Genomic DNA, 21,453 nt, shown 5'->3' with positions numbered 1-21,453 from the left:
GAACCCGTCGTCTCGCCCAGGGGAGCCGGCTCATAGCACCCGCGCAGAGCTGGCCCAAGACGGGTCCGGCAGAACGCGAGCGCTGATCATGGATAGCCGAATGGCCGCCCGATCAAGGGTTCTTCAGCTGCGGAACCGTTTTCGGCGAAGTCAGGTCATAGGTGCGGTTCTTGAGCGGATCGAGCCGAGTGCCCTCGGAGGCATCGAATGCCTTGGAGCGCTGGCCGTTGGTGCCCATGGTCGAGGTGTCCGCCGCGTAGGCTGAGTTCGATGCTGGCGCGGTGGACGAGGCGCGGCCAGGTTGGGCCTGAGACGCGGCGTTTGGATCGCCGGCGCCCGGATCGAGCTTGTCGACACCGCCGGCATCCGGCTGCTGGGCCTGCTGCCGCGAGCGCTCGACCTGGCGCCAGCGGGTGACGTTGCGCTGGTGGCCTTCGAGGCTGTCGGCAAAAGCGTGGCCGCCGGTGCCGTCGGCAACGAAGAACAGGTCCTTGGTGCGCGAAGGGTTGGCCACCGCCTCGAGGGCGGCGCGGCCGGGATTGGCGATCGGACCCGGCGGCAGGCCCTCGATCACGTAGGTGTTGTAGGGCGTGGCGCGTTCGATCTCGGCGCGTTGAATGCCGCGCCCGAGCGTCCCCCGGCCGCCGACGAGACCGTAGACGATCGTCGGGTCGGATTGCAGCTTCATGCGCTTGTTCAGGCGGTTGACGAAAACGCCAGCGACGCGCGGACGCTCGTCGGCCCGGCCGGTCTCCTTCTCGACGATGGAGGCGAGGGTCACCATCTCGGCCGGCGTGCGCACCGGAACGTCGGTGCTGCGGCGCATCCAGATCTGGTTCAGCACCTCGCGCTGCTTGGCGCGCATCAGGTTGACGATCTGCTGGCGCGTGGCGCCGCGCTCGAACTTGTAGGTGTCGGGCAGGAGCGAGCCCTCGGCGGGGATCTCATTGATCTCGCCGGTGAGGATGTCGTTCTCGTTGAGGCGGCCGACGATCTGCTCGCTGGTCAGGCCCTCGGGGAAGGTGATCGCGTGCTGCACCTGCCGGCCGTTGGTCAGCGTCTCGACGGTGTCATCGATGCTGGCATGGGCCTTGAAGACGTATTCGCCGTGCTTGAGCGGGCCCTTGCCGCGGAAGCGCGCGGCGAGCTCGAACAGCGTGGTGTGGTCGATCACGCCCTCGCGGCTCAAGGTCTCGGCGATCTCGCTGGTGCCGCTGCGGCTGGCGATGACCACGACCTTGTCGTTGGCGAGCGGCCCGGGCTCGCGGAATTCCCGCGTCACGATGGTGAGCCCGATCATCGCGCCGATGGCGAGCACAACCGCCAGCGTCAGGAGACCGCTGACCATGCCGAGGAAGCCGCCGCGCTCGCGCTCGGGCTGCTCAGGCGGGGGCGGCGCAGCGGTTGGCTTCAAGGCCTCGCTCGGGCTGCGCGGCGCGAGGCGCTGCGGCAGGGCCGGGCCGCCCTCGTCCTCGGAGGCCGCCGGTGCGGGCGGAGGCGTCTTGCTTCTGCGGAACATCGAAAACCCTGATCTCGTCTCGCGCGTCAGGCCCGTGGTTGAGATGGGCCGGATCCTCCCGGATCGACGCGGGCGCGAGGGGGCACTCTGATGCGATTTTGTGGCGAAAATCGAGTGTCGGCGGCCGCCTGATAGCCCGGTCAGGCCGCCCGATCAGCGAATGCGCCACGCCTTGAGTGGGGACCCGTCGAGTGCAATCGGCTCGAGCCAGTCCGCCTTCTCTCCATGGATGAGGCGGCCCGCGAAGCCCTCGTCGTCCGTGGCAGGGCAGAGAACGAGATAGGCTGCACCCGTCGCGGCGGCCTGCCGGCGGACCTCTTCCTGCGTGCCCTCGCTCACGGCGATGCCGGCAATCAGGCCGGCGGTCGCGCGGTGATAGGGCGCGGCGACGATGGAATGGGGAGTATAGGCCAGGAGATAGGGACCGAGGTCGATCGCCGCGAGCACGGTGCCGATGGGCTGCGCGCCGAGCGCGGCGAAGGCATTCGCGGCCTTGCAGCTCGCCTCGGCCGCTCCGGATTGCTGCGCGGCCGCCACCGGCGACGCCATCTCCTCGCCGAGCCGGCCGACTGCGAGCCAGGCACGGCCGTTGAGCAGCAGAACCGAGGCGAGGAGCGCGATCCGGGCCATCCGGCCGGCCGGCGTCGCGCGGGAGAGCGGGAGGGCCCGGTCCAGGCAGATGCCCGCGATGATCGGTATTATGCCGGAGGCGACATAGGCCCCGCGAAGCTGAAGGCAGGCCTGCACGGCACCGATGGCGAGGAAGAGACTGGCGATGATCAGTGGTCGCCGATGGGCGGTGTCGGTGGCCGCGAGCACCACGGCCGCGACCGTGGCGGCGAACAGGGCCGCGGTGAGGCCCAGCGCCTCCGCCGGGGTCGCGCGGAGCAACGTCCAGATCGGCATCATCTCGCGGACCCGATCGAGCCAGCGCGCGCGCACGAGGTCGGGCATGTTCGGGAACGGGCCGTGGAGGCAGGCCGGGAACAGGGCCGCGAACCCGGCGATGCCGAGAAGGCCGATGCCGAGGGTCAGGCCGATCCGAGCGCCCCTGCGGTCGGGGTTCAGCACGGCCGCGGCCAGCGCGGTCAGTCCGCCGATCCCGGCCAGCCAGAGCCAGGGCGGCGAGAGTGCGTCGCAGGCGCTGGTGCTCCAGAGCGCGGGAGCCGTCTGGACACCGAATAGCAGCGTCGCGGCCGCCAGGAGGGCGAGCCCGAAACCGGCAAGGGCCGGCATCGCCGCGCGTCCCGAAAGGCACCAATCCGCGACGACGATAAGGCCGGCGAGGGCGATGGCCGGCAGCGCTTCGAGCCCGATGGCGAGGGAGCCCGCAGCGAGCACGCCGGCGATGGCCCCGCCGCGCCACGAACGTGCGGGCTGCATCAGGCACAGTCCTACGCCGAGCAGAAGAAGCACCTGAAGATTGTGGTGGTCGATGCGCCCGGGGGTGAATTGGATCGTCAGCCCGACGGTCTGCGTCGCTGCGAAGATCGCAAAGATCGCAGCGCGGCCGGCGAACAGCCCGCGCATGCCCCGCGCGAGGACCAACGCGTAGACGAGGAACAGCAGCGGCGGCCAGAGCGCGGTGGTGACGCGCTCGGCAAGCGAGCTGCCGATGAGCGGCGTCAGCGCCGCGATCGCGGCGGCGAGCGGCGCGTCGACCAGCCGCGACCAGTGGCTCGCGACCCCGGCGGGCGGCAGGAAGCGGTGCTCGACCAGATCGAACCAGGATTGGCCGGCGACGAGGTCACGCACCTCGACGAGCCGCATGGCGTCGTCGGTATCGCCGAGGTGAAGCGTGTGCAGAGCCGCCGTGAGGTCACCCGTCCCGTACAGTGTGATCACGCCGTAGGCGGCCAGCGCCCAGGGCAGGACCGGACTGTCGAGCAGGCTGCGGCGCTGGGGGGCGTCTCCGCTTGCGGCAAGGGAAGTGGCAGCCATCGCGCGGTCCTCTCTCACGCAGCGGCCGGCGTGAGCGCCCGGAATTCGGTAGGCGCGGGGCGGGCGATCTCCTGCAGGATGGTCAGGTAGAGCGCGATCAGCGCGAGCGGCGCGATGCCCACGCCGATCATGTTCAGCGGCATCATCAGAGCCGGAACCATCCAGGCGGCCAGCAACCGTCGGTTGATCGTTGGATCGGGCTCGGGAGCACACAGCCGCCAGACGATCACTGCGGCCACGGCCGTGAGGTCGTAGTTGAAGGCGTAAGGCGTCAGCAGCGGTACGGCGCAGACGACGAGCGTGGTTCTCTGGCGAGCGTCCTGCGAGCGGCGGGCGCCCCAGACGGTCGCCGCGAGGACCGGCAGCGACACCGCCGCCTGAAGCGCGAAGGCCACGTGCGAGGATAGGCCGAAGGTCCGTGCTCCGGCATATACCGAGGCCATCATGTAGGTGAAGAAGCCCTCGAACCGTTCGAGGATCGCGAACTGGAAGGCGCTGACGGTGGTGAAATAGGCCCGCCACGGCTCCAGTCCGAAGACGGCCGCCGAGATTCCGGCCAGCGCGATTGCGGTGAGGCTAGCCGAAGCGATGGTGCGCCACGCACCGATTGCGATCAGCACGAAGGGCAGGACCAGCCCGAGATGGGGCTTGTAGGTCAGCATGCCGAACAGCACGCCCGCGAGCCAAGGCCGCCTTTCAAGAGCGAGCAGGCCGCCGACCAGGAGGAAGCCGGTGAGGAAGCCGTTCTGCCCGCCGATCGTGTTGATGAGGCAGGCCGGCGAAAGAAAGAGCAGCAGCAAGGCGCGCAGGCGCTCGGAGGCGGCCACCTGGCTCAGCGTCACGGCGGCGAAGGCCCCGAACAGCAGAAGGGTCCATGCGGCGAGGGCCGCGAAATACGGAAGTTGCGCGAAGGGCCACAACAGCAGGAGCGAGAAGGGCGGATAGCCCCAGTTGTGGAACGGCAGCGGCGTGCCGAAGACCCGGCCGATCGCCTCGGCATAGGCCGTAAGGTCGAACAGCGTCGCCATCTCGCCGCCGAAGGCGAGGCGCGGGCCGACCCAGTTGTTGATGAAGTCACGGCCGACCGGGTAGCCCGTTACGTCGAGGCCGTTTCCGGCTGGCCAGTAGAAGCGCACTGCGATCGGCAGAACGGCAAGGAGCCCGAACGCGGCGAAGGCGGTTTTCGAAAAGGGCGGCCGGCTGGCGCGTCCGGAGAGGCCCGGGTTCATCACTGCGGCAACCTCACGCGATGTGAAGGTAGAGGTTCGAGCTGAAGGGGCCGAGGGGGATCCCGGTGCGCCCGATCTCCGCGACGCGCCCCGGCGGCACGGCCTCCGCCAGGCGCCTGCGCGTCATCAGGATGAGGCTCTGCTCTTGCGTCCAATCGGACTTTCCGAGCAATCGGCAGGCGAGCTGGAAGCCGGCATCCGTGTAGTGCAGGAACGGAACGGCGGTGTGGTGCTCGATCGGAAAGAACCGATGAGGCACGGTCACGAAGACGCTGCGGGCGACCCGGGCCATCTCGGCGAGCATGAGGCGCTGGTTCTGGCGGCTGCCGACATGCTCCAGCACGGCGTTGGAGACCGCCACGTCGAAGCTGCCGTCGGCGAAGGGCAGCCGACAATCATCGGAGACCTGTCGGTAGGCGATCTCGGGATAGGCTTCGCGAAAGGCCTCCGCGGAGCCGAGCCCGACAGCGGTGATGTTCGCCCGGTGCGGATAGGTCCGCTCCAGCACGTTTGCCGCATCGTTCAGGACGTCGGACACGCCGACGTCGAGGATCGTGGTCTCCGGCCCTGGTCGGCACAGGCGAAGAAAGTCGGCATGGATGCGGTCGCGCGCCACCGCGACGACCCGCTCGGCGAGCGAGCTCGGCGGGGCGACCTCGTAGTATTTTTCGTCGCGCAGCGACGCGCCGGGCGTGAGGTCGAGAGTGTCGGTAGCCACGGTCGATGGCCTCGTCAGGTGCCGTTCGGGGCCGGCAGGTCGAGGTAGCGCATCTGCTTGAACTCGCGCTGGCTCGTGCAGACGGCGTCGACGATGATGCCGCAGGTCAGGCTCATGAAGGCGAGCTGCATCAGGGCGGCAGCGAGGACCGCTGTCGGCAGGCGCGGCACCAGGCCCTGCTCCAGATAGGTCGTGACGATCGGCAGTCCGAGGACAAGGGCGGCGCTGGCGAGCCCGGCAGCGAGAAATCCGAAAAAGCGGAACGGACGCAGCGTCTTGTACATCCGCACGATCTTCACGAGGATCTTGGCGCCGTCACGATAGGTGTTGAGCTTGGAGCGCGAATCCGCCGGCCGGCGCCCGTAGGCGATCGGGATCTCCTCCGCGGCGAGGCGGAGGTCGAGCGCGTGGACGGTCAGCTCCGTCTCGATCTCGAAGCCCGAGGAGGTGGCGGGAAACGACTTCGCAAAGCGGCGCGAGACGACGCGGTAGCCTGACAGGATGTCGGTGAAGCCTGCACCGAACAGTCGCTCGACCAAGCCGTTGAACATCCGGTTGCCGAAGCGGTGACCGCGCGGGAAGGCGCCGTCCGCGCCGACGCGCACGCCGACCACCATGTCGACATTCCGGGTCACGAGGGCGTCGATCAGGCGGCCGGCTGCGGTGGCGTCATAGGTCAGGTCGGCATCGGCGAGCACGTAGAGGTCGGCATCGATGTCGGCGAACATGCGCCGGACGACATTGCCCTTGCCCTGGCGCCGTTCGTGCCGGAGCACCGCGCCGGCAGCCTGCGCGATTTCCGCCGTGCGGTCGGTCGAGTTGTTGTCGTAGACGTAGACGGTGGCGCCCGGCAGAGCCTTGCGGAAGCCGGCGATCACCTGCGCGACCGTGTGCTCCTCGTTGAAGCAGGGCAGCAGGATCGCAATCGACTTGTTCCGCAGGAACGAGGCCTGCGGCAGCAGGTCGTTCAGCTCCTCGCGGATCCGTTCCGAGCTTTGCATCATGGCGGGCTCTCCCGGCCTGCCCTCTCAGGCGAGCCCGGGTCAAATTAGCCTGCGAGCGTTAACGGAATGCGAGCGCACGGGGCGTTTCGGCCCATGCAGGTGAGGCAGCGTTTACCAATCCGCATCTACAACACAGGCAGTATCGATCCACGATCCGCCTCGGGTTCGCCTGCGTCCTTCGGAGTCCCTGATGAGCCACCACACCGAGACGCTGGTCATCGGCGCGGGACCCGCCGGGCTGACGGCGGCCTACCTGCTGTCGAAGGAGGGCCGTCCGGTCACGGTGCTGGAACGCGACCCGGCCCAGGTCGGCGGCATCAGCCGCACGGTCTCGCATGACGGTTACCTGTTCGATATCGGCGGCCACCGCTTCTTCTCGAAGTCGAAGGCGGTTGTGGATCTCTGGGACGAGATCCTGCCGAACGACTTCATCGAGCGCCCTCGCCTCTCGCGGATCTTCTACAAGGGTCGCTACTACGCCTACCCGCTCAGAGCCTTCGAGGCCCTGAAGAATCTCGGGCTCATCGAGAGTGCGGCTTGCGTCGCCTCGTATGCCTATGCCCGCATCCGGCCGGTGAAAGATCCGAAGACCTTTCACGAATGGGTCCGTAATCAGTTCGGCGAGCGGCTCTTCTCGATCTTCTTCAAGACCTACACCGAAAAGGTCTGGGGCATGTCCTGCGACGCGATCTCGGCCGATTGGGCTGCGCAGCGCATCAAGGGGCTCGACCTCGCCTCCGCCATCGTCGACGGCGTGACGCGCTCGCTGGGCCTGCGCCGCAGGCGACAAGCCGACGGCCCGGTCATCAAGACGCTGATCGAGAGCTTCCGCTATCCGCGCCGCGGCCCCGGCATGATGTGGGAAGCCGCCGCGCAGAAGACCCGGGCCAATGGTGGCAAGGTGCTGCTCGACCGCGGCGTCGAGCGCCTGACCTACGAACCGCGCACCGGGATCTGGACGGTGACGGCACGGCGCGGCGACGGCAGCCTGGAGACCCATACCGCCCGCAACCTCATCTCCTCGGCTCCGATCCGCGAATTGGTGGACGCGATACGCCCGACCCCGCTCTCAATCTTCAACGCGCGCGCCTTGAAGTACCGCGACTTCCTCACCGTCGCGCTGATCGCCAAGGCACGTGAGGACTTCCCGGACAACTGGATCTACATCCACGATCCGTCTGTTTTGGTCGGTCGCGTCCAGAACTTCCGCTCCTGGTCGCCGGAGATGGTGCCGGACGAAACCCGCACCTGCCTCGGCCTCGAATATTTCTGCTTCGAGGGCGACGGCCTCTGGACCGCACCGGACGAGGAACTCGTGGCGCTCGCCAAGCGCGAGATCGCGCAGATCGGCCTGGTCGCCGAAGACGACGTGGTCGACGCCTGTGTCGTGCGCCAACCCAAGGCCTACCCGGTCTACGACGAGGACTACAAATCCCATGTCGCCACGATCCGGCGCGACCTGGAGCGGGCTTTCCCGAGCCTGCACCTCGTCGGCCGCAACGGCATGCACAAGTACAACAATCAGGACCACGCGATGATGACCGCGATGCTCACGGTCAAGAACATCGTCGCGGGCGCGCGGATCTACGACACCTGGTGCGTGAACGAGGATGCCGAGTACACCGAGGCCGGTGTTTCGGGTGCCGAGACGGCTCTCGCTAGCGAACGCCTGGTGCCGCGCCGAGTGGCGTGACCTCTCCGTCCGGCGCTCGACAGCAGGGCTGCCGAGCGCATGGCTGGGTCAGCCCCTGACGAAGGCCAGCAGGTCTTCATTGAGGATGTCGGCATGCGTGGTCAGCATGCCGTGCGGGTAGCCGGGATAGGTCTTGAGCGTGCCGTTCGCGAGCAGCTTGACCGAAAGCCGCGCGCTGTCGTCGATCGGCACGATCTGATCGTCTTCCCCGTGCAGAACCAGGGTCGGCACGGTGATCGCCTTGAGATCATCGGTCTGGTCGGTCTCCGAGAAGGCCTTGATCCCGTCGTAATGGGCAATGGCGCTCCCCGTCATGCCTTGGCGCCACCAGTTCCGGATCACTCCCTCGTCGACCTTCGCGCCGGGCCGGTTGAACCCGTAGAACGGCCCCGTCGGGACATCGAGAAAGAATTGCGCCCGATTGGCTGCCAGCGCCTTGCGGAACCCGTCGAAGACCTCGATCGGCAGACCGCCGGGATTGCCCGCCGTCTTGAGCATCAACGGTGGGACTGCGCTGACGAGAACCGCCTTGGCGACCCGACCCTGCGGCTCGCCATGCCGCGCGACGTAGCGCGCGACCTCTCCGCCGCCTGTGGAATGGCCGATATGAACGGAGCCTCGCAGGTCGAGATGCTGGAAGACTGCTGCGGCATCCGCCGCGTAGTTGTCCATGGTGTGCCCGTCCCAGACCTGCGCCGAGCGGCCATGGCCGCGCCGGTCATGGGCGATGACCCGGTAGCCCTTCGACAGGAAGAACAGCATCTGGGCGTCCCAGTCGTCCCCCGAGAGTGGCCAGCCGTGATGGAAGACGATGGCCTGAGCATTCTTCGGGCCCCAATCCTTGAAGAAGATCTCCACGCCATCCTGAGTCGTGACGAAAGGCATCGCTGAAATCTTTCCCGATCGCTCGCGGCGACAGACTCGCCAGATCGATATTCAGGCTGCTGGCGCGGGACGATTCAAGTTCATTTTGCGGGCAAGCGCGGCGCAAATCGGCGCTCTGCGAATGGGCCGGCCGAGGGCGTGCTGGCGCGATATCCATGGGCAATCACCCTCGCGAGCATAGAAAAAGACCCCCTCCTCGGATGAGGAGAGGGTTCATGTCGTCGTGGAGGCGAAGCGGCCCGCGATCAGCGACCGCCCCCACCACCGCCGGCGCTATTCGAGGTCGGCTTGTTGTTCTCCTCCGCATTGCCCGAGGCAGCCGAGGAACTGTGCGGGTCGCGCCCCTGGGCCAGAGCCGGCCCTGCCAAGCTGAGGGCGAGCGCTGTGAAGACGGCAAGCTTACGCATAGGTTTCTTCTCCCTATCGGTGAGGGGAAGGAACAGGCTGCCGGAAGGATGGTTGCCCGGCCGCCGTCGCACCGTCTGCGACCGTACCGAGGACCGAAGGCGGCGCAATCAGTCGACGCGGCGCACCACCAGCGAGGCGTTGGTACCGCCGAAGCCGAAGGAGTTCGACAGCGCGACGTCGACCCGCTTGCGCTTGGCCTCGTGCGGCACGAGGTCGATCGCGGTCTCGACGCTCGGATTGTCGAGATTGAGCGTCGGCGGGATCACGCCGTCGCGGATCGCGAGGATCGAGAAGATCGCCTCGACGGCACCGGCCGCGCCGAGCAGGTGGCCGATCGCGGACTTGGTGGAGGACATTGCGACCTTCGAGGCGGAATCCCCGAGGAGCCGCTCGACGGCCTTCAGCTCCAACTCATCGCCGGCCGGCGTCGAAGTGCCGTGGGCGTTGATGTAGTCGATCTGATCGGGACGAAGGCCAGCCCGCTTGAGCGCGGCGACCATGCAGCGATAGCCGCCCTCGCCTTCCGGTGCCGGCGAGGTGATGTGGTAGGCGTCGCCGGAGAGGCCGTAGCCGACCACCTCGGCGTAGATCTTGGCGCCGCGCGCCTTGGCGTGCTCGTACTCCTCCAGCACCACGACGCCGGCGCCCTCGCCCATCACGAAGCCGTCGCGGTCCTTGTCGTAGGGCCGGGAGGCGCGGGTCGGCTCGTCGTTATAGGCGGTCGAGAGGGCGCGGCAGGCGGCGAAGCCCGCGAGCGCGAGGCGGTTCACCGGCGATTCGGTGCCGCCGGCCACCATCACGTCGGCATCGCCGAGCGCGATCAGGCGGGAGGCGTCGCCGATGGCGTGCGCCCCCGTGGAGCAGGCGGTGACGACGGCGTGGTTCGGCCCCTTGAGGCCGTGCGCAATCGAGACCTGGCCCGAGGCGAGGTTGATGATGCGGCCTGGAATGAAGAACGGCGAGATGCGCCGCGGCCCCTTCTCGTGAAGCGTCACGGAGGCGTCGTAGATCGTGCCGATGCCGCCGATGCCGGAGCCGATCAGCACGCCCGTGGCGCACTGGTCTTCCTCCGTCTTGGGATGCCAGTCGGCGTCGTCGAGCGCCTGGCCGGCAGCGGCCACGGCGTAGACGATGAAGGGATCGACCTTGCGCTGCTCCTTCGGGTCCATCCAGAGATCCGGATTGAACGTGCCGTCGGAGCCGTCGCCGGTCGGGACGGTACAAGCGATCTTGCAGGCGAGGTCCTCGACCTCGAAGGCAGTGACCTTGCGGGCGCCGCTGTCGCCCGCGACGAGACGGCTCCAGGCGTGCTCGACGCTGCTCCCCAGCGGCGACACGATCCCCAGCCCCGTCACGACGACCCGACGCATCATGCTATCCCGAACCGATCACCGTCTTCATCGAAAACGCTCGGAGCGGGAGACCGGTTCGACCCGCCCGGGCGCATAGGCCCTGCGTCCACTTCGGTGGCCCCGGCTTTCGCCGCAAGGGCCGTCCGCCGCCTGCAGGCCAGATAACGTGCCTGCGATGGGTCGACTGCGAGCGGCGGCACGCAGTCGTGTTGGTGCCGGTGGTTGACGACGACGAAGCCCCCAACCGCCGGCCCGCAGCCCTCAGGCCGAGTTCTTCTCGAGGAACTTGATCGCGTCGCCGACCGTCTGGATGGTCTCGGCGGCGTCGTCGGGGATCTCGACGTTGAATTCCTCTTCGAACGCCATCACCAGCTCGACCGTGTCGAGGCTGTCGGCGCCGAGATCGTCGATGAAGTTCGCGCCCTCGGTCACCTTCTCGGGCTCGACGCCCAGGTGCTCGACGACGATCTTCTTCACGCGCTCAGCGATATCGCTCATCGTTTTTTGTCCTCGTCTTCTCAGATCGATGGTGAAGGCGCCGTGGCCACCCGTCCCGCTTTAAGGGATCTTGTCAGGCGGCCGGTGTCCGATCGCGCGTGTTCTCGCAAGCCGCAACCCGCTGAACCGTCAACTCCCCTCGCACGGCTGAGCCGGGTGTTAACACAGGGTTTCCGCTCTGGCGAGAGGCGGTTCAGAAAGCGTTCATCGGCGTGGTTTTCGCGTTGAATGGCGCTCGTTTTGGATGCTGCAGGGCAACGAATTCCGGTGTCTCAGATCATCGCCATGCCGCCGTTCACGTGCAGCGTCTGGCCGGTGACGTAGGCGGATTCGTCGGCGGCCAGGTAGACGGCCGCCGCGCCGATCTCGGCGCCCGAGCCGAGGCGGCCCATCGGGACCCGGCCCAGAATGCCCTCGCGCTGCTTCTCGTTCAGCACGTCCGTCATCGCCGACGAGATGAAGCCTGGTGCGATGCAGTTCACGGTGATGTTGCGCGAGGCGACCTCGGCGGCGAGCGCCTTGGTCATTCCGACGAGGCCTGCCTTGGCGGCGGCGTAGTTGCCCTGCCCCGGATTGCCGGTGGTGCCGACCACCGAGCCAATGTTCACGATGCGGCCGTGACGGCGCTTCATCATGCCCTTCACCGCGGCGCGCGAGAGCCGGAACGCGGCGGTGAGGTTCACGGCGATCACCGCGTCCCACTCGTCGTCCTTCATGCGCATGAAGAGGTTGTCGCGGGTGATACCGGCATTGTTCACGAGGATGTCGAGGCCGCCGAGCGCGGCTTCCGCCGCCGGAATCAGCGCCTCGACGGAGTCCTTGTCCGAAAGATTGGCTTCCACCACCGCGACCCGCTCGCCACCGAGTTCGGCCGCGAGTTCGTCGAGCACCGCGCGCCGGGTGCCGGAGAGGGCGACATGCGCGCCCTGGGCATGGAAGGCGCGGGCGATGGCGCCGCCCAACCCGCCGGTCGCGCCGGTGACGAGGGCCTTGCGGCCGGTCAGATCGAACATGCTGTCTTCCTCACGCGTAGGCGGCGACGTCGTCGGCCGTGCCGATGGCATTGGCGGCAGCTGCAGGGGCGATGCGCTTGACGAGGCCGGTGAGCACCTTGCCGGCGCCGAGCTCGTGGAAGCGGTCGACGCCGGCCGCGGCCATGGCGGCCACGCTCTCGGCCCAGCGCACCGTGCCGGTGACCTGCGCCACCAGCGCCTCGCGGATCGCTTCGGGATCGCTCAGTGGGCCGGCGGTGACGTTGGCGTAGACCGGAACGGACGGTGCGCGCATCGAGACGTCGGCGAGCGCCTCGCGCATCGCCTCGGCGGCCGGCCCCATCAGGGCGCAGTGGAAGGGCGCCGAGACGTTGAGAAGGATAGCCCGCTTCACGCCTCGCGCCTGCGCGATGGCGATGGCCCGGTCGATCGCCGACTTGCGACCTGAAAGGACGACCTGTCCCGCCCCGTTGTCGTTGGCGACGCCACAGACCTGACCCTCGGCCGCCTCCTCGGCGATGGCGTGGGCGGTGGCGAGATCGGGGCCGATCAACGCCGCCATCGCGCCCTCGCCGGGCGCCACAGCGCGCTGCATCGCCTCGCCTCGGATGCGCAGCAGCCGGGCGGTGTCGGCGATGGAGAATGTGCCGGCGGCGGCGAGCGCCGAGTATTCTCCCAGCGAATGGCCGGCGACGAAGGCCGCATCGCGGGCGATGTCGAGACCTTTCTCGGTCTCCAGCGTGCGCACCACCGCGAGGCTCGCTGCCATCAGCGCAGGCTGGGCGTTCGCGGTGAGCGTCAGCTCTTCGGCCGGCCCCTCGAACATGATCTTCGACAGACCTTGGTTCAGCGCGTCGTCGACCTCGGAGAAGACATGCCGCGCGGCGGGCGAGATCTCGGCCAGCGCCTTGCCCATGCCGACGACCTGGCTGCCCTGACCGGGGAAGATGAAGGCTCGGGTCATGACGTTTCGTCTCCCCTCGTCGCATGTCGCCGAAAGATTGGCGCGCGCTCAAGGCGCGGCGCACTCGCATTCGTGGGGGCGAGTGTCAACGATGCGACGCACAAGGTGCCGTCTCCGGATCTCCGATTCAGCGGCATCCGCATGCCTCCGCTTCGACGAGCACTCGCAAGTCACGAGTCGGTTCGCGCTGCATGCTGTCCGAGCAGACCACAGATCTGGGACGAGTCGAAGCGATTGAGCCGGCTTCAGGCGGCAATCGGATGTCGGCAATCCGTGCGGACGGACTTGGCGAAGGCCGCGACGAGGCCGTCCTCCAGCTTGCCCGTCATGCCGTGCAGGATGCGCAGAGCCTCGGCCTCGGGCAGCGGCTCCTTGTAGGGGCGCCGCTCAATCAGGGCGGAGTAGATGTCGCAGATCGTCAGCAGCCGGACGGGATCGGCGATCGCATCGCTGCTCAGCCCGTCGGGATAGCCCGAACCGTCGAGCAGTTCATGATGGTGGCGCGTGACCGCGAGGGTGATCGGGTCGCAATTGCCGGAGGCGAGCAGGATCTCGTGGCCGATCGGGGCGTGGGTGCGCATCACCCTGAACTCGTCCGGATCGAGGCGGCCTGGCTTGTTCAGGATCTCGGGCGGGATCCGGGACTTGCCGACGTCGTGCACGAGCGCCGCACGGACCATCAGATGAGAATCCTTGCTCGACAGGCCGAGCGAACGGGCAAAGCCCGCGGTCAGCCCGGCGACGAGCAGGCAATGCTGGAAGGTGACGTCGTCATGTGCGCGCACCACTTCGAGCCAGCCGGTCAGGCCGCCCTCCTTCACCGCGTTCATGACGGGGTCCAGCCCCTGTTCGACCTCCTGCAAGTCGATCTGGCCGCTCGCGGCCGTCTGGAACATGGTGTTGATCAGGGTGCCCGTGCGAGCGATCTGCCGCTGCACGACCAGTTCGGAGACCGTTGCGTCGGGACTAATCTGGCGAAACAGGGCTTCGACCACGGTTTCGGGATCGAGCAGGGCCGACAGACAGGCCGTGGCGCCGAGCGCCTGCGCCTCCCGCACTGTCGAGGCCGAGCTGTTGCGGACCAGATGGATGCAGGGGAGCCGCCTTCCATTCAGTCGACGCAGGAGCAGCGTCAGGCAATGCCGTGCTTCGGGGCCTGCCAGATTCACGTTGACGATGATGCCGGCGACGCCATCGATTCCGGTCCAGGTCTCGTCGAGACCGACCAGCCGACATTCCGTGACCGCCTCGACAGGACTGGTCAAGGCACGGTCGCGGTCTGGCCGATCACTCAGAACAATGACGCTACCGGTTAGCAAGGAAGGCCTCAATCGACGTCGATTCTGGAGGCTCGGGCGCAGGCCCGGGGCAGGAACCTTAGCGCCGGCAGTGTTGATGAGACGTTCCCAACGCGGGGGGGGAGTAATAAAAAATGCACATGACATGAGCAATATTTCTCCGACGGCGTGCCGTTCGCCCGGGACGAAGAGCAATACCGATCGCATCGCGGGCCCCTGCCGGTCGCGTTTCACACCCGCTTGTTGCAGAGCGACATCGGGTGTAAGGAGCCCGTTCATTCCGCAACACTCCGTACGCGTTTGGGAAGGAGCCGCTCCGCATGGCTCGCGTCACCGTCGAAGACTGCATCGAGAAGGTCGAGAACCGGTTCGAGCTGGTGCTGCTCGCCAGCCACCGCGCCCGCCTGCTCGCGTCGGGCGCCCCGCTCACCGTTGACCGGGACCGCGACAAAAATCCGGTCGTGGCTCTGCGCGAGATCGGCGACGAGACCATCACGGCCGATGATCTCAAGGAGCAGCTGATCCATTCGCTGCAGAAATACGTCGAAGTCGACGAGCCGGAGGCCGAGACCGTGCCGCTGCTGTCGAGCTCGCCGGCCGCTGCTTCAGTCGCGCCGCAGTCCAGCGCGAGCGACGACAGCGAAGTCAGCTTCGACCGCATGAGCGAGGAAGACCTGCTCCGCGGCCTCGAGAACCTCGCCCCGCCGACCGAGACGGACGACGAGGGCGATTGAGGCCCAGGCCTTTCTCTCGAGTCATTCGGAAAGCCCGGCCGCGAGGCCGGGCTTTCTCGTTCCGAGCCAGGCGCGACCCCATATCTGCGTCGATGCGTCTGGCGCTCTGCGGCGCGATGCGAGAATACTCCCCTCCCGATGATCGGGCCTCGATGGCGGAAGGTTGTTTCGGCGGATGATGCGCCAGTACGAACTCGTGGAGCGGGTCAAGCGCTACAATCCGCACGCGAATGAGGCTCTGCTCAACCGCGCCTACGTCTACGCGATGCGCGCCCACGGCACCCAGAAGCGGGCCTCGGGCGACCCCTTTTTCGCGCATCCCCTGGAAGTGGCCGCGATCCTCACTGATCTCAGGCTCGACGACGCGACCATCATCGCCGCGGTTCTGCACGATACGGTGGAGGATACCGCTGCGACGCTGGAGGAGATCGGCCGGCTGTTCAGCCCTGAGATCGGTGCGCTTGTCGACGGCCTGACCAAGCTCAAGCGGCTGGATCTGGTTTCCAAGCGCGCGGTTCAGGGAGAGAATTTCCGCAAGCTCCTGCTCGCGGTTGCCGAAGATGTGCGCGTGCTGCTGGTGAAGCTCGCCGACCGGCTCCACAACATGCGCACCCTCGGCTTCATGCCTGCCGAAAAGCGCGCCCGCATCGCGGAGGAGACACTCGACATCTATGCTCCCCTCGCCGGCCGCATGGGCATGCAGGAAATGCGCGACGAGCTGGAGGATCTCTCGCTCCAGAACCTCAAGCCAGAAGTCTACGCCACCATCACCAAGCGTCTGGAGGCCTTTTCCGAGACATCCAAGAGCCTGATCAAGACCATCGAAAAGGACCTCACCGCGCGGCTCGCAGCCCAGGGCATCCCGGCCGAGGTGAAGGGGCGGCTGAAGAAGCCTTACTCGATCTGGTCGAAGATGGAGCGCAAGTCGGTCGCCTTCGAGCAGCTCTCCGACATTGTCGGCTTCCGCATCGTCGTTGCCACCACACCCGAATGCTATGGCGCGCTGGGCGTCGTCCATACCAGCTGGCCGACCGTGCCCGGCCGCTACAAGGACTATATCTCGACACCGAAGCAGAACGACTACCGCTCGATCCACACCACGGTGATCGGTCCCAAGCGCCAGCGCGTCGAGCTGCAGATCCGCACCCGCGCCATGGACGAGATTGCCGAATACGGCATCGCCGCGCACGCTCAGTACAAGGATTCCGGCGAGGACGACGAGGGCGAGGGCCGCCCGCGGCTCGCCACCGAGAGCGGCGCCTATCAGTGGCTGCGCCGCACCATCGAATTGCTGGCCGAGGGCGATTCTCCTGAGGAATTCCTCGAGCACACCAAGCTCGAGCTCTTCCAGGACCAGGTCTTCTGCTTCACGCCCAAGGGCCGTCTGATCGCCCTGCCCCGTGGGGCCACGCCGATCGATTTCGCCTACGCGGTCCATACGGACGTCGGCAACAGCGCGGTCGGCGCCAAGATCAATGGCCGCATGATGCCGTTGCTGCACGAACTCTCCAACGGCGACGAGGTCGAGATCGCCCGCTCCGACGGCGCCTCGCCGCCGGCCGCCTGGGAATCGCTGGTCGTCACCGGAAAGGCGCGCGCCGCCATCCGCCGGGCCACCCGCGCCGCGGTGCGCCGGCAATATGCCGGGCTCGGCCGCCAGATCCTCGACCGGGCCTTCGAGCGCGCGGGCAAGAGCTTCACGGAGGAGAAGCTGCGGGGCGCCCTGCCCCGACTCGCCCGCGCCTCCGCCGACGACGTCTTCGCCGCGGTGGGACGCGGAGAGATGTTCTCGGGCGATGTGGTCAAGGCGGTCTATCCTGACTTCAAGGACAGCCGCAGTACCGGGTCTCCGGGCTTGCCCGCTCCCGCGCCGGGGAGCGCCGACGGCGCCGGCCGGCTCAGCCGAAAGGACCAGACGATCCGCCTGACCTTCGCTGACGGCGCAGCGGATGCCATCGGCGCTGACGCGAATGGCGGCATCCCGATCCGCGGCGTCGCTGGCGACCTGCCGGTGAGCTTCGCGCCGAATGGCGGCGCGGTGCCGGGCGACCGCATCGTCGGCATTCTCACGCCCGGTGTCGGCGTCACCATCTATCCGATCCAGTCGGCTGCGCTCGCGGATTTCGACAATGAGCCGGAGCGCTGGCTCGATGTGCGCTGGGACGTGGAAGCCGGCTCGAGCGAGCGCTTTCCCGCCCGTCTCGCGGTCGAATCGATCAACGAGCCCGGCGTGCTGGCCCAGATCGCACAGGTCATCGCCGACCACGATGGCAACATCGACAACGTCAGGATGACGCGCCGCACCCAGGACTTCACCGACATCGTCATCGATCTCGCGGTCTGGGACCTGAAACACCTCAATGCCATCGTCGCAGAGCTGCGGGCCAAGCGCCCGGTGAGCCGGGCCGAGCGCATCAACGGGTAGGCGGCGGCCTTGCCTCGCTCGCCCCACCTTGCGAGAAGCGAGCCGGTTGCTCCCCTGCCCGAAAGCCGTGCACGCATGACCCATGAGGATGTCCTCGAAGAGTTCCGCTCCGCCGGCGCGCTCCTTCAGGGGCACTTCGTGCTCAGTTCGGGCCTGCATTCGCCGACCTTCCTGCAGAAGATGAACATCTTCTCGGACCCGCCGCGCACCGAGCGGCTGTGCCGCGCCCTGGCACAGGTGATCACGGCCCAGTTCGGCCAGATCGACATCGTGGTCTCGCCGGCAATCGGCGGCATCGTGCCCGGCTACGAGACGGCCCGCCATCTCGGCGCCCGCGCAATCTTCGTCGAGCGCGATCCAGGCGGCCCGTTCCAGCTCCGTCGCGGTTTCAGCATCCCCGCCGGCAAGCGCGCCGTCATCGTCGAGGACATCGTCACGACCGGCCTGTCGGCTCGCGAATGCCTCGCCTCGCTCGCAGAAGAGGCCGGTGAGGTTGTGGGCGCAGCCTGCCTGATCGACCGCTCGGGCGGACGCGGCGAGATCGGCCTGCCGATGGTCACGCTCGCCGCTCTCGATATCCCGACCTATCCAGCGGATGCATTGCCGCCTGAACTCGCGGCCTTGCCCGCGGTGAAGCCCGGTAGCCGGGCAATCCCGACGACTTGAACGGGCTGAACTCCCCCAAGAACTTGAAGTTGTTGGGTAAGCCTTCATGCACCGAAGCGAGAGGATCGGCTTGTCGTCTGGGCGATAAGCTTGTCTTCGCTTGACAGAGCGGGCGCTTTTCTTCATAAATATTGCCGTCGATTGCGTCTCTCTTTCTGCTCGAGAAAGATGATTTTCATTTTGAATAGTCTCATCGCAGCATTCTGATAGCTTTTAGGTGTCAGGTCCGCCGTATCATCCTTGTTTGCGGACGGTTTTCGTAGTCGCTCGAATGCATTCGTTGCCCGTCTCTCGCGAGGCGAGCCATGACCAATCCAATTGCTTTGACATCAGCGGATATTTTGAATGCCAGCACAGCAACGCAGCGCCCTCTTCATTGACGGCGCCAATCTCTACGCCACGACCAAGGCCCTCGGCTTCGACATCGACTACAAGCGGCTGCTGAAAGAATTTCAGGCGCGCGACAATCTTCTCCGAGCCTTCTACTACACCGCGATGGTCGAGGATCAGGAGTATTCCTCCATCCGCCCGCTGATCGATTGGCTCGACTACAACGGCTACCGGGTCGTCACGAAGCCGGCCAAGGAGTTCACCGACTCTGCCGGACGTCGCAAGGTCAAGGGCAACATGGACATCGAGCTCGCGATCGACGCGCTCGAACTCGCTCCGCACATCGATCACATGGTGCTGTTCTCGGGTGACGGAGATTTCCGCTCGCTCGTCGAGGCCATGCAGCGCCGCGGCGTGCGCGTCACGGTGGTCTCGACCATCCAGACACAGCCGGCAATGATCGCCGACGACCTGCGCCGGCAGGCGGACGAGTTCCTCGACCTAACCCAGCTCATCAACCGTGTCGGGCGCGATCCCGGCGAGCGTCCCCCCCGTCCGGCAGGGGATAACGGCCGTCGCGAGTTCGCCGAACGCGGCAGCCCGCGCGGCGGAGCCCCGAACCCCGGCCTGGAAAGCCGCTACGGCATCCGGCAACCGGGCGACGAGGATCCGGCCGAGGCCTGACGGCTCACACCTGGGCGTCGAGCCAGGCGATGACCTGCTCGGCGCTGCGGTTCGGCGGAAAGACCGGGTAGAACACCTTGGTCACCACACCCGCGTCGACGACGAGGGTCAGGCGCTTCAACAGCACGGTGCCGTTGGCGTCGAAAGTCGGCAGCCGCGCCGCCAGCGCGAAGGCGCGGTGCAGGTCGGAAAGCAGCGTATAGGGAAGGTGCAGCCGCTCGGCAGCCTCCTTCTGGTAGTCGTTCGACTGCGTCGACAGGCCATGCACGTGAGCGACGCCGCGCTTGATCAGATCGGCATGCCGATCGCGGAATTCGCAGGCCTGCGGCGTGCAGCCTCGCGCGCCGGGTATCGCGTCCCACTCCTCGACGAGGTTCGGCTGCCCCGGCTCACCTGTGCGGGGATAGGCGAAGACGACCGTGCGGCCCGGCAACCGGGCAAGCGAGACGGTTTTTCCATCCGTCGCGGTCAGGGCGACGTCCGGCAGGCGCAGGCCGGTCAGATGGTCGGCGGCGCCGTCATCGACTGGCACCGGCAGGTCGGCGGGCAGATCAGCGAAATTGGGGGTGGCCACTCTGCTTTCTCCCTAGGGGACTCCACGAACGACGGTGGGCCGGCTCAGCCCTTGTCGCGCATGAGCCGCGCCTTGTCCCGTTGCCAGTCGCGCTGCTTGGTCGCCTCGCGCTTGTCGTGGTTCTGCTTGCCCTTGCCGAGGCCGAGCTCGACCTTCGCCCGACCCTGCTCGTTGAAATAGATCTTGAGCGGGATCACGGTCATGCCCTGGCGCTGCGTGGCGCCGATCAGCTTGTCGATCTGGCGGCGGTGCAGCAGCAGCCGGCGCGGGCGCTTGGGCTGGTGGTTGAAGCGGTTGGCTTCGAGATATTCCGGGATGTTGGCGTTGAACAGCATCAGGTCGTTGCCCGACGGGCCGGCATAGGACTCGCCGATCGTCGCCTTGCCGTTGCGCAAGGATTTCACCTCGGTGCCAGAGAGCGCGATGCCGGCCTCGATCACGTCCTCGATCGCGTAGTGGTAGCGCGCCGAGCGATTATCCGCGACGACCTTGCGGTTGGGATCGGACTTGGGAGCCATGGTGTGAGCGGTGCGATCCTAGGTCTGAGCCAAGCTACCGGATATGGTGTCAAAAGGCCGATCCGGCGAGCCTGAGACCTCAGCCGTCGATCAGGCCTGCATAGCGGAGCGCGGCATCGACGGCCTTCTTGGCAGCCTCGGTCGCCGGCACCATCGGCAGGCGGACCTCGTCCGACATCAGGCCGAGCTTCGCCAGAGCGTACTTCGTCGGCACCGGGTTCGATTCGTAGAACAGGGCTCCGTGGAGCGGGGTCAGGCGATCCTGGATGCTCAGCGCCTTGGCGTAGTCGCCGGCCAGCGTCGCCTCCTGAAGGTCGGCGCTGAGGCGCGGGGCGACGTTCGAGGCCACCGAGATGCAGCCCTTTCCGCCATGCGCGTTGAAGGCGAGGGCCGTCGCATCTTCGCCCGAAAGTTGGATGAACTCTTCTCCCATAGCGTGGCGTTGGAGGCTGACACGGTCGATCTTGGCGGTGGCATCCTTCACGCCGGCGATGTTCTTCAGCTCGAACAGACGCGCCATCGTGTCGACGCTCATGTCGACGATGGAGCGGCCGGGAATGTTGTAGATGATGATCGGAATGCCGACGGCGTCGTTCACCGCCTTGAAGTGGGCGTACATGCCCTCCTGGGTCGGCTTGTTGTAGTAGGGCGTGACGGTGAGCACCGCATCCGCGCCGGCGGCTTCCGCATGACGGGCCCGCTCCACGGCCTCGATCGTCGAGTTGGAGCCGGCGCCCGCGATCACGGGCACCCGGCCCGCGGCCTGCTTGATGCAGACCTCGACCACCCGGTCGTGCTCGTCATGGCTCAGGGTCGGGCTCTCGCCGGTGGTGCCGGTGGGCACCAGGACGTGCGTGCCCTGCTCGATCTGCCAGTCGACGAACTTTCGGAAGGCGGCCTCGTCGAAGGCGCCGTCGCGGAACGGCGTCACCAACGCGGTCATCGAGCCTCTCAGGCGCGAACGGGTGTCGGTCATCGTGCTGGTCCCAGCCGTCTCGTGAAGTGCCGCTCTTTCGCCGCC

At 67.1% G+C, this 21,453-nt stretch carries 20 protein-coding genes; 5 read left to right on the top strand and 15 right to left on the bottom strand.

The window, feature by feature from the left end; translation table 11 throughout:
- Positions 1–112 precede the first annotated feature (112 nt).
- The 5 genes from mltG to HCU64_RS12915 all read right to left on the bottom strand — a co-directional run bounded on the left by mltG (position 113) and on the right by HCU64_RS12915 (position 6,411).
- Positions 113–1,519, bottom strand: coding sequence for an endolytic transglycosylase MltG (gene mltG / locus HCU64_RS12935; RefSeq protein ID WP_233384368.1), 1,407 nt, complete (start codon positions 1,517–1,519; stop codon positions 113–115).
- 153 nt (positions 1,520–1,672) lie between these two features.
- A complete protein-coding gene (locus HCU64_RS12930) occupies positions 1,673–3,460 on the bottom strand; it encodes a hypothetical protein (protein WP_233384367.1) in 1,788 nt (595 codons plus the stop codon).
- A 14-nt stretch (positions 3,461–3,474) separates the two neighbouring features.
- Positions 3,475–4,689, bottom strand: a complete 1,215-nt coding sequence (locus tag HCU64_RS12925) for a glycosyltransferase family 87 protein (RefSeq protein ID WP_233384366.1) — start codon at positions 4,687–4,689, stop codon at positions 3,475–3,477.
- A gap of 13 nt (positions 4,690–4,702) precedes the next feature.
- The gene (locus HCU64_RS12920; RefSeq protein WP_233384365.1) at positions 4,703–5,407 is read right to left on the bottom strand and encodes a class I SAM-dependent methyltransferase; all 705 of its coding nucleotides are present in this window, start codon (positions 5,405–5,407) and stop codon (positions 4,703–4,705) included.
- A 14-nt stretch (positions 5,408–5,421) separates the two neighbouring features.
- The gene (locus tag HCU64_RS12915; protein WP_325169973.1) at positions 5,422–6,411 is read right to left on the bottom strand and encodes a glycosyltransferase family 2 protein; all 990 of its coding nucleotides are present in this window, start codon (positions 6,409–6,411) and stop codon (positions 5,422–5,424) included.
- Between the two features lie 190 nt (positions 6,412–6,601).
- Between HCU64_RS12915 and HCU64_RS12910 the strand changes: the two genes are divergently transcribed.
- Positions 6,602–8,104 (top strand): NAD(P)/FAD-dependent oxidoreductase, encoded by a 1,503-nt coding sequence (locus tag HCU64_RS12910; protein ID WP_233384364.1) that lies wholly within the window; start codon positions 6,602–6,604, stop codon positions 8,102–8,104.
- A gap of 48 nt (positions 8,105–8,152) precedes the next feature.
- Here HCU64_RS12910 and HCU64_RS12905 read toward each other — a convergent pair whose 3' ends face one another.
- The 7 genes from HCU64_RS12905 to HCU64_RS12875 form a co-directional block, all read right to left on the bottom strand.
- Positions 8,153–8,989, bottom strand: coding sequence for an alpha/beta fold hydrolase (locus HCU64_RS12905; protein WP_233384363.1), 837 nt, complete (start codon positions 8,987–8,989; stop codon positions 8,153–8,155).
- A 245-nt stretch (positions 8,990–9,234) separates the two neighbouring features.
- Positions 9,235–9,396 (bottom strand): hypothetical protein, encoded by a 162-nt coding sequence (locus tag HCU64_RS12900; RefSeq protein ID WP_233384362.1) that lies wholly within the window; start codon positions 9,394–9,396, stop codon positions 9,235–9,237.
- A gap of 108 nt (positions 9,397–9,504) precedes the next feature.
- Positions 9,505–10,767, bottom strand: a complete 1,263-nt coding sequence (fabF, locus tag HCU64_RS12895; protein WP_233384737.1) for a beta-ketoacyl-ACP synthase II — start codon at positions 10,765–10,767, stop codon at positions 9,505–9,507.
- 243 nt (positions 10,768–11,010) lie between these two features.
- The gene (locus HCU64_RS12890; protein ID WP_147045707.1) at positions 11,011–11,247 is read right to left on the bottom strand and encodes an acyl carrier protein; all 237 of its coding nucleotides are present in this window, start codon (positions 11,245–11,247) and stop codon (positions 11,011–11,013) included.
- Positions 11,248–11,519: 272 nt separating this feature from the next.
- Positions 11,520–12,260: a 3-oxoacyl-[acyl-carrier-protein] reductase gene (gene fabG, locus HCU64_RS12885; RefSeq protein ID WP_233384361.1), complete on the bottom strand. Its 741-nt coding sequence runs from the start codon at positions 12,258–12,260 to the stop codon at positions 11,520–11,522.
- Between the two features lie 10 nt (positions 12,261–12,270).
- Positions 12,271–13,203: an ACP S-malonyltransferase gene (gene fabD, locus HCU64_RS12880; RefSeq protein ID WP_233384360.1), complete on the bottom strand. Its 933-nt coding sequence runs from the start codon at positions 13,201–13,203 to the stop codon at positions 12,271–12,273.
- A 245-nt stretch (positions 13,204–13,448) separates the two neighbouring features.
- On the bottom strand, positions 13,449–14,468 hold the full coding sequence (locus HCU64_RS12875; protein WP_233384359.1) for an HD-GYP domain-containing protein: 1,020 nt from the start codon (positions 14,466–14,468) through the stop codon (positions 13,449–13,451).
- 353 nt (positions 14,469–14,821) lie between these two features.
- Between HCU64_RS12875 and rpoZ the strand changes: the two genes are divergently transcribed.
- The 4 genes from rpoZ to HCU64_RS12855 all read left to right on the top strand — a co-directional run bounded on the left by rpoZ (position 14,822) and on the right by HCU64_RS12855 (position 19,340).
- Entirely contained in the window at positions 14,822–15,235 is a 414-nt protein-coding gene (rpoZ, locus tag HCU64_RS12870) for a DNA-directed RNA polymerase subunit omega (RefSeq protein WP_233384358.1), read from the top strand.
- A 175-nt stretch (positions 15,236–15,410) separates the two neighbouring features.
- Positions 15,411–17,660, top strand: coding sequence for a RelA/SpoT family protein (locus HCU64_RS12865; RefSeq protein WP_233384357.1), 2,250 nt, complete (start codon positions 15,411–15,413; stop codon positions 17,658–17,660).
- A gap of 75 nt (positions 17,661–17,735) precedes the next feature.
- Positions 17,736–18,326 (top strand): orotate phosphoribosyltransferase, encoded by a 591-nt coding sequence (gene pyrE / locus HCU64_RS12860; protein WP_233384356.1) that lies wholly within the window; start codon positions 17,736–17,738, stop codon positions 18,324–18,326.
- 345 nt (positions 18,327–18,671) lie between these two features.
- Positions 18,672–19,340 carry a LabA-like NYN domain-containing protein gene (locus tag HCU64_RS12855; protein ID WP_233384355.1) on the top strand — a complete coding sequence of 223 codons (669 nt, stop codon included), beginning with the start codon at positions 18,672–18,674 and terminating at the stop codon, positions 19,338–19,340.
- A gap of 4 nt (positions 19,341–19,344) precedes the next feature.
- Here the strand turns inward: HCU64_RS12855 and HCU64_RS12850 are convergent, their stop codons facing one another.
- The 3 genes from HCU64_RS12850 to dapA form a co-directional block, all read right to left on the bottom strand.
- Positions 19,345–19,914: a peroxiredoxin gene (locus HCU64_RS12850; protein ID WP_233384354.1), complete on the bottom strand. Its 570-nt coding sequence runs from the start codon at positions 19,912–19,914 to the stop codon at positions 19,345–19,347.
- 44 nt (positions 19,915–19,958) lie between these two features.
- On the bottom strand, positions 19,959–20,432 hold the full coding sequence (gene smpB, locus HCU64_RS12845) for an SsrA-binding protein SmpB (RefSeq protein WP_233384353.1): 474 nt from the start codon (positions 20,430–20,432) through the stop codon (positions 19,959–19,961).
- 79 nt (positions 20,433–20,511) lie between these two features.
- Positions 20,512–21,408 carry a 4-hydroxy-tetrahydrodipicolinate synthase gene (gene dapA / locus HCU64_RS12840; protein ID WP_233384352.1) on the bottom strand — a complete coding sequence of 299 codons (897 nt, stop codon included), beginning with the start codon at positions 21,406–21,408 and terminating at the stop codon, positions 20,512–20,514.
- Positions 21,409–21,453: the final 45 nt, after the last annotated feature.

It is taken from the genome of Methylobacterium sp. C25 (genome assembly GCF_021352225.1).
In the GTDB taxonomy this organism is placed as follows: Bacteria; Pseudomonadota; Alphaproteobacteria; order Rhizobiales; family Beijerinckiaceae; genus Methylobacterium.
This window is presented reverse-complemented; position numbering and strand designations above follow the sequence as displayed.

Bases quoted from the DNA above. Each gene is read 5' to 3' on its own strand.
- HCU64_RS12865 (WP_233384357.1), top strand. From the start codon at position 15,411: ATGATGCGCCAGTACGAACTCGTGGAGCGGGTCAAGCGCTACAATCCG.
- dapA (WP_233384352.1), bottom strand. From the start codon at position 21,408: ATGACCGACACCCGTTCGCGCCTGAGAGGCTCGATGACCGCGTTGGTG.
- HCU64_RS12855 (WP_233384355.1), top strand. From the start codon at position 18,672: ATGCCAGCACAGCAACGCAGCGCCCTCTTCATTGACGGCGCCAATCTC.
- HCU64_RS12905 (WP_233384363.1), bottom strand. From the start codon at position 8,989: ATGCCTTTCGTCACGACTCAGGATGGCGTGGAGATCTTCTTCAAGGAT.
- smpB (WP_233384353.1), bottom strand. From the start codon at position 20,432: ATGGCTCCCAAGTCCGATCCCAACCGCAAGGTCGTCGCGGATAATCGC.
- fabF (WP_233384737.1), bottom strand. From the start codon at position 10,767: ATGCGTCGGGTCGTCGTGACGGGGCTGGGGATCGTGTCGCCGCTGGGG.
- fabG (WP_233384361.1), bottom strand. From the start codon at position 12,260: ATGTTCGATCTGACCGGCCGCAAGGCCCTCGTCACCGGCGCGACCGGC.
- rpoZ (WP_233384358.1), top strand. From the start codon at position 14,822: ATGGCTCGCGTCACCGTCGAAGACTGCATCGAGAAGGTCGAGAACCGG.
- HCU64_RS12910 (WP_233384364.1), top strand. From the start codon at position 6,602: ATGAGCCACCACACCGAGACGCTGGTCATCGGCGCGGGACCCGCCGGG.
- mltG (WP_233384368.1), bottom strand. From the start codon at position 1,519: ATGTTCCGCAGAAGCAAGACGCCTCCGCCCGCACCGGCGGCCTCCGAG.
- HCU64_RS12925 (WP_233384366.1), bottom strand. From the start codon at position 4,689: ATGAACCCGGGCCTCTCCGGACGCGCCAGCCGGCCGCCCTTTTCGAAA.
- fabD (WP_233384360.1), bottom strand. From the start codon at position 13,203: ATGACCCGAGCCTTCATCTTCCCCGGTCAGGGCAGCCAGGTCGTCGGC.
- HCU64_RS12915 (WP_325169973.1), bottom strand. From the start codon at position 6,411: ATGATGCAAAGCTCGGAACGGATCCGCGAGGAGCTGAACGACCTGCTG.
- HCU64_RS12900 (WP_233384362.1), bottom strand. From the start codon at position 9,396: ATGCGTAAGCTTGCCGTCTTCACAGCGCTCGCCCTCAGCTTGGCAGGG.
- pyrE (WP_233384356.1), top strand. From the start codon at position 17,736: ATGACCCATGAGGATGTCCTCGAAGAGTTCCGCTCCGCCGGCGCGCTC.
- HCU64_RS12890 (WP_147045707.1), bottom strand. From the start codon at position 11,247: ATGAGCGATATCGCTGAGCGCGTGAAGAAGATCGTCGTCGAGCACCTG.
- HCU64_RS12930 (WP_233384367.1), bottom strand. From the start codon at position 3,460: ATGGCTGCCACTTCCCTTGCCGCAAGCGGAGACGCCCCCCAGCGCCGC.